Annotated in this window: 6 protein-coding genes; 1 reads left to right on the top strand and 5 read right to left on the bottom strand. The window is 71.5% G+C overall.

What is annotated here, in order from left to right:
- Together AX737_RS07555 and AX737_RS07550 are read right to left on the bottom strand one after the other, a co-directional pair.
- The coding region (locus AX737_RS07555; RefSeq protein WP_066920300.1) for a HAMP domain-containing methyl-accepting chemotaxis protein at positions 1-1,546 on the bottom strand (1,546 nt) is incomplete at its 3' end.
- A 226-nt stretch (positions 1,547-1,772) separates the two neighbouring features.
- Entirely contained in the window at positions 1,773-3,110 is a 1,338-nt protein-coding gene (locus AX737_RS07550) for a PLP-dependent aminotransferase family protein (protein ID WP_066920298.1), read from the bottom strand.
- Between the two features lie 106 nt (positions 3,111-3,216).
- Here AX737_RS07550 and AX737_RS07545 point away from each other — a divergent pair, with 106 nt between their 5' ends.
- Complete coding sequence (locus AX737_RS07545) at positions 3,217-3,423, top strand: translation initiation factor IF-2 (protein ID WP_066920296.1); 207 nt, start codon at positions 3,217-3,219, stop codon at positions 3,421-3,423.
- Between the two features lie 27 nt (positions 3,424-3,450).
- Here the strand turns inward: AX737_RS07545 and AX737_RS07540 are convergent, their stop codons facing one another.
- Genes AX737_RS07540 through AX737_RS07530 form a run of 3 tightly spaced genes read right to left on the bottom strand, consistent with a single transcriptional unit; the run spans position 3,451 to position 6,108 of the window.
- Complete coding sequence (locus AX737_RS07540) at positions 3,451-4,215, bottom strand: SOS response-associated peptidase (protein WP_066920294.1); 765 nt, start codon at positions 4,213-4,215, stop codon at positions 3,451-3,453.
- Positions 4,216-4,219: 4 nt separating this feature from the next.
- Positions 4,220-5,224 carry a magnesium transporter CorA family protein gene (locus tag AX737_RS07535; RefSeq protein WP_066920293.1) on the bottom strand — a complete coding sequence of 335 codons (1,005 nt, stop codon included), beginning with the start codon at positions 5,222-5,224 and terminating at the stop codon, positions 4,220-4,222.
- Positions 5,225-5,247: 23 nt separating this feature from the next.
- Positions 5,248-6,108: an NAD(P)-dependent oxidoreductase gene (locus AX737_RS07530; protein ID WP_066920291.1), complete on the bottom strand. Its 861-nt coding sequence runs from the start codon at positions 6,106-6,108 to the stop codon at positions 5,248-5,250.
- Between the last annotated feature and the right edge of the window lie 229 nt (positions 6,109-6,337).

The following is a 6,337-nucleotide window of genomic DNA, read 5'->3' as shown; positions in this document are numbered from 1 at the left end:
GCGTGACCTCGCCCGTGCCGGCCGCGGCCTGGGCCACGTTGCGCACGATCTCCTGCGTCGCCGCCCCCTGCTGCTCGACAGCCGCCGCGATGCTCGCGGCGACACCGCTGATCTCGCGGATGCGCCCGGTGATCGCGCCGATGGCCGAGACCGCCCGATCCGTCACGCCCTGGATCTCGCCGATCTGGCCGGCGATCTCGTCGGTCGCCCTGGCCGTCTGGGAGGCCAGCGCCTTCACCTCGGCGGCCACCACCGCGAAGCCGCGGCCGGCCTCGCCGGCGCGCGCCGCCTCGATGGTCGCGTTGAGCGCCAGGAGGTTCGTCTGCGAGGCAATGTTGGAGATCAGGCCGACCATGTCGCCGATCCGGGCCGAGGTCGCCCGCAGCGCCTGGACGAGGGCGGCGGTCTGGTCGGCCTCGCCGACGGCGCCCTGGGCGAGATCCGCCGAGCCCCGCACCTGGCGGCCGATCTCCTGCACCGAGGCGCCGAGTTCCTCGGCCGCCGCCGCCACCGTGCCGACGTTCGAGGCGGCCTCCTCGGCCGCGGCCGCGACGGTGGTGGACTGCGAGGCCGTCTCGGCCGCGGTCGCCGTCATCTGCTGGGCGGTGGCCTGCAGCTCGGTCGCGGAGGAGGAAACGGTGCCGACGATGCCGCCGACCGCGCGCTCGAAGCCGTCGGCCAGCTCGATCATCGTGCGGCGGCGCTCGGCCGCCGCGACCTCGTCGGCGCGCTGCCTGACCTCGGCCTCCTCGGCGGCCTTGCGCGCCACCATCGCCTTGATCCCCTCGACCGCCCGGCCCACCGCGCCGATCTCGTCCCCGCGCGCGGCCTCGCGGATCTCCGCCTCGGTCTCGCCTCGCGCCATCCGCTGGAGCACGGAGACCAGGTTGCCGAGCGGGCGCGTGATTCCGTTCATCGCCACCAGAGCCGCGGCGAGGAGACCGATCACCATGCCGAGCGCGCTGAACATCATCAGGGTCAGGCGGGTGGCGTTGGTCTGATCGGTCAGGCCGTTCGAGCCGTTCTCCATGTATGTCGCGATGTCGTCGGTCAGCTTGGCACCTTCCTGCACCAGGGCGGAGAAGGTCGGATCGATGGCGCCGTGCACGAGATCGAGCGCCTCGGCGTTCCGGTTGAGGGTGCCGAGGCGGCGCACCTCGCTCACCTCCGTCACGAACCGCTCGATGCGGCCCGTCTGCTCGGCGACCCGCCGGGCGAAGGTCGGCGCCTGCTCGGGGAGTTCGGCGAGAGCGGTCTTCAGCGCGGGCAGGGCCGCATCGAAGCCCCGGTTGGCGGCCTGCATTTGCGCCGCGTCGGTCTCGGCGATGACGCGGTAGACCCAGTAGTTGAGCTCGAACACGTACCGGTTGACCCGGCGCGAGGTGGCCACCGCCTTGGCCTCGCGAACGATGAACAGGCTGTAGGCGTCGTCGATCTGGCTCATGCGCGACTGCGCGTACCAGACGCATCCTCCCACGATCACGCCGATGAGAACGATGACGCTGGCGAGCTTGGGCAGGATCTTGATGTTTGACAGGCGCGGCATGAGCGTGGATTCCGGTTCGTACCGGATGTTTCTGGCCGATCCGGACTTAATGACATCTTAAGACCTACTGGACAGACGACGAGCAAATACCGAGATCCGGACGCGGATTCATTCGGTTCGCCGCCGATTTCATGTCAATTCCTCCGGACTTCTCCGGCTGGACAAAAAATGCTCTTGCGATCCTGATCCCGCCAACCTCTCGCGACCCCGGATCCAGTACCGAACTCTATTCGACCGCGTGGTCGTCCCCGGCGAGCGCGAGGCGGCGCAGGTCGTCGAGGGCGCGCGCCAGGGCCTCGCGCGGCGGGACCGCCAGGGCGAGCCGCACCGCGTTCGGGGCATGCCCCGGATTGACCGCGAAGGACGCGGCCGGGATCAGCGCGATGCCGCGGCGGAGCGCAGCCGCCGCGAAGGCCTCGGCCCGCCACGTCTCGGGCAGTTCCAGCCAGAGATGGTAGGCCGATGCATCTCCGGCGACCGCGAGGCCCGCGAGGCTCGCGCGGGCGATCACCTGCCGCGCCGCCGCGTCCGCCCGCTTGGCCGCGACGAGGCGCGCGGCCGATCCGTCGCCCATCCACCGCACGCCCGCGGCGAGCGGCAGGCCCATGGCAGACCAGCCCCCCTGCCGGACCGAGGCCGCGAGCCGGTCCACGAGGTCGGGCGGGCTCGCGACGAGCCCGATCGTCAGCCCCGGCATCACCCGCTTCGAGAGGCTGTCGATCAGGATCGTGCGGGCGGGCGCGAGCCCCGCGATCGGCCGGGCGTCGGAGAGAAAGCCGTAGACCGTGTCCTCGATCGCCGTGAGCCCGGTCCGGGCCAGCACCGCGGCGATCTCGGCGCGCCGGCCCGGCCCCATGGTGGCGCCGAGCGGGTTCTGCAGCGTCGGCTGCAGGTAGAGTCCGGAGAGCGGCGTTGCGCGGTGCACCTGCAGGATCGACTCGGGCCGCACGCCCTCCGAATCCATCGCCAACGGCACCAGCGCGATGCCGAGGCGGGCGGCGATGCCCTTCGCGACCGGGTAGGTCAGCGGCTCGCAGCCGATGCGCTCGCCGGGCGGCGCCAGCGCGGCGAGCGCGGCGGCCAGCGCCTGCCGCCCGTTGCCGGTGAAGAGCAGGCCCTCCGGGTCCGGCGCGTAGCCGTCCCGCGCCAGGAAGGCGGCAGCGATCCGGCGGGCGACGGGCGTGCCGGCCGGGCCGAAATGCGTCAAGGCCGCCTCAGCCGCGCCCGCGCGTGCCAACGCCGCCAAGGTCTCGACCAGCATTGCCTCCTGCTCGGGCAGACGGGAATGCGTGCGCTGGAGATCGATCGCGGCGGGCGGCGGCTCCGGCTGGATCGGTCCCGGGCCGTTCAGGTCGGAGCGCACGTAGGTGCCGCGCCCGACCTCGCCCGTCACCAGGCCGCGCCGGGCGAGTTCCGCGTAGACGCGGCTCGCCGTGGAGACCGCGATGCCGCGCCGGTAGGCGAAGTCCCGCTGCGGCGGCAGGCGGTCGCCGGGTCTGAGGGCGCCCGCGGCGATCTCCGCCGCCACGGCGTCGGCCACGTCCCGGAAATCGGCCGCCCCCATAATTGCTCCGAGGTCAATGTTTCGATTGATCCGATATGCGTATCGGATCAATCCTGCCCGCGCAATCCCGGCCGGACTGCCCTGACCCCCGAACGGAGTATCGGCCATGGCCGTCACGTCCCTGTCCCCGTCCTGCGCGCGAACCCGTCCCGAGCGCGCGGAATCCGCCCGCGCCGGGCTGCTGCGCCTCTGGCTCGGCCGCATCCGCGCCCGGCGGGCGCTCGCCGCACTGCACCCGGATCAGGTCCGCGAGGCCGGCCTCGACCCGTTCCGCCTGCGCGCCGAGATGATCAAGCCGTTCTGGCAGGGCTGACGCCCCACCGGCGACCGTGATCCGCTCTCAGAACAGGCTCCCCTGCCCGTCCTCGTCGGAGGAGCGCGGCCTCGAAGCGGAGGGCCCGCCGGGCTCGGGCGTCCCCGCCCGCGGCCGCGCCACGGGCTCGATCAGTCCGGCATCGTCGTTGCGCGCGTCGTTGACCCGCGGACTCACCGGGTCCATCCGCAGCCACGCGTCCGGGCAGGGGCGGCAGAGCGCGGCGGCGCCGCCCGCGTCGGTCGTGCGCGCGTCGAGCCAGCCTTCCACCTGATCGGGCGCCAGGATCGCCGGCATCCGGTCGTGGATCGCCGCGAGCGTGCCGTTCGCGCCCGTGGTGACGATGGCGGCGGTGTCGATCTCGGAGCCGTCGGCGCCCATCCAGGCCTCCCAGAGGCCGGCCAAGGCCATCGGCGCCCCGTCGGCCCGGCGGATCAGGAAGGGCGTCTTGGTGGCCGCGCGGCCCGTGCCCTCACGGCGCCACTCGTAGAAGCCGTCGGCCAGGAAGACGCACCGCCGATGCCGGATCGCGCCGCGGAAGGTCGCCTTCTCCAGCACGGTCTCGACCCGGGCGTTGATGACGAGCGGGAAGCCCTTCGGGTCCTTCAGCCAGCCCGGCCAGAACCCCCAGCGCACCAGCCGGAAGTGGCGCCCGCCGTTCTCGTGCAGCACCACCGGCACGGGCTGGGTCGGCGCCACGTTGTAGCGGGCCGGGAAATTCGGGCGCTCCGGGTAGCCGTAGGCCTCGGCGAACACCTCCGGCGCCTGCGCGATGAAGAAGCGCCCGCACATCGGCCTAGAGCCAGCGCTTCCAGCGGAAGAAGGCGTAGGGCAGGACGGCAGCCACGATCATCATCACCACCGCCATCGGGTAGCCGAAGGGCAGGTCGAGCTCCGGCATCGTCTTGAAGTTCATGCCGTAGATCGAGGCGATCAGGGTCGGGGGCATGAACACCACCGCCATGACCGAGAACAGCTTGATGATGTTGTTCTGCTCGAGGTTCACGAGTCCGAGGGTGGCGTCGAGCAGGAAGTTGATCTTGGTCGACAGGAAGGTGGCGTGCTCCTCGAGCGACTGCAGGTCGCGCAGGGTCGAGCGCACGTCCTCGCGGAGTTCCCGGGGCGCCTTGTTGGTGCGGTAGGTCGCCGACAGCGAGAGCAGGATGCGCTCCATCGAGACGAGGCTCTCGCGCTGCTTCGAGATCAGGTCGTTGTGGCGCCCGAGCGCCCGCAGGGTCTCCTGCAGGGCCGTGTTGCGGGCGGAGGGGTCATCCTGCTCCTCGAAGATCTTGCGGGAGAGCCGGTCGATGCGCTCGCCCTGGAGCTGGAGCACGTCCGCCGCCCGGTCGATCACCGCCTCGATCAGCCCGGCCAGGATCGACTCGCCCGAGACCACGCTCGTCGGCCCGTTGCCGGTCGCCCGGCCGGCGCGCTGCGTGTACATCCGGAAGGCCTGCGGCTCCTCGTAGCGCACGGTGACGAGCCGGTTGCCGCGCAGCACGAAGGTGATGCCGGCAAGCCCCGGCTCGTCGGAATCGCTCACCTTCGAGAGCACGCGGCCCGTCATGTAGCGCGCCCCGTCCTCCACGTAGAGCAGTTCGGAGGGCTCGATGTCCTTCATCTCCTCGCGGGTCGGAACCTCGATCCCGGAGAACCCCTCGACCTTCAGCTCCTCCTCGCGGCTCGGGCGGACGAGATCGAGCCAGACCGTGTCGTCGGGGATGGGGTCCTGGAGTTCGAGGGCGCGGCGCTCGAGCTGCGTCTGGCCGGTACCGGTGACCGGCTGGTGGATGAAGATCACGCGGGGCTCAGGGGTCGGGCGGCTCAGTCGAGCGCGCCGGGAGGGGGTGGGCTCGCATCCGGCACGAAGAAGTCCGGCGCAAGGGGTATCCCGGGTGTGACGCGGTATTTTGAAAAGTCCGTGACGCCCTCGCCCGCCAGGAAGGTGTCGTCGATCAGGAACTGCCCGGTATGCGCCCGCGCGTCCTTCAGGAACAAGGCGTGGGCGGCGTCCGCCATGATCTCGGGCGTGCGGCTCGCCCGCATGATCGCCTCGCCGCCGAGCAGGTTCTCGATCGCGGCGGTCGCGATGGTGGTGCGCGGCCAGAGCGCGTTCACCGCGATGCCTTTCCGGCGCAGCTCGCCCGCGAGGCCGAGCACGCAGAGCGACATGCCGAACTTCGCCATCGTGTAGGCGAGGTGGGGGGCAAACCACTGCTCCGCCATGTCGAGGGGCGGCGACAGCATCAGGATGTGGGGGTTCTCGGACTTCTCCAGATGGGCGATCGCGTATTTCGAGACCATGTAGGTCCCGCGCGTGTTGATCTGGTGCATCAGGTCGAAGCGCTTCATCTCCGTCTGCGGCGTCGGGGTCAGCGAGATCGCGCTGGCATTGTTGACCACGATGTCGAGGCCGCCGAAATGCTGCGCCGTCCGCTCGAGGGCGCCCTGCACCGCCTCCTCGTCGCGCACGTCCACGACGAGCGGGAGCGCCCGGCCGCCGGCCCGCTCGATGGCGTCGGCGGCGCTGTAGATCGTGCCCTCCAGCTTCGGGTGCGGCTCGGCCGTCTTGGCGGCGATCGCCACGTTCGCGCCGTCGCACGCGGCCCGCAGGCCGATGGCGAGGCCGATGCCGCGCGAGGCGCCGGTGATGAACAGGGTTTTACCGCCAAGCGTGCCGCTCATCGTATCCTCCGGGTCAGGTGTTCTCGTGTACGGGGCTCAACACGGCAAAGCACGAAGCTCCCCCCTCTGCGGGGAAGGGTGGGCCGGCCGTCAGGCCGGGTCGGGAGAGGGGAGCGACGGTGCAGGATTGGGCGGTGCCCTTCATGCGGGCCGCCCCCGTGCCGGAAACTGGGGTCCCCTCTCTGCGGGACTTCGTCCCGACCGACCCCCTTCGGGGGCCACCCTCCCC

Origin of the sequence: Methylobacterium sp. CCH5-D2 (assembly GCF_001556475.1) — a bacterium.
GTDB classification, from domain to species: Bacteria; Pseudomonadota; Alphaproteobacteria; order Rhizobiales; family Beijerinckiaceae; genus Methylobacterium; species Methylobacterium hispanicum.
This window is presented reverse-complemented; position numbering and strand designations above follow the sequence as displayed.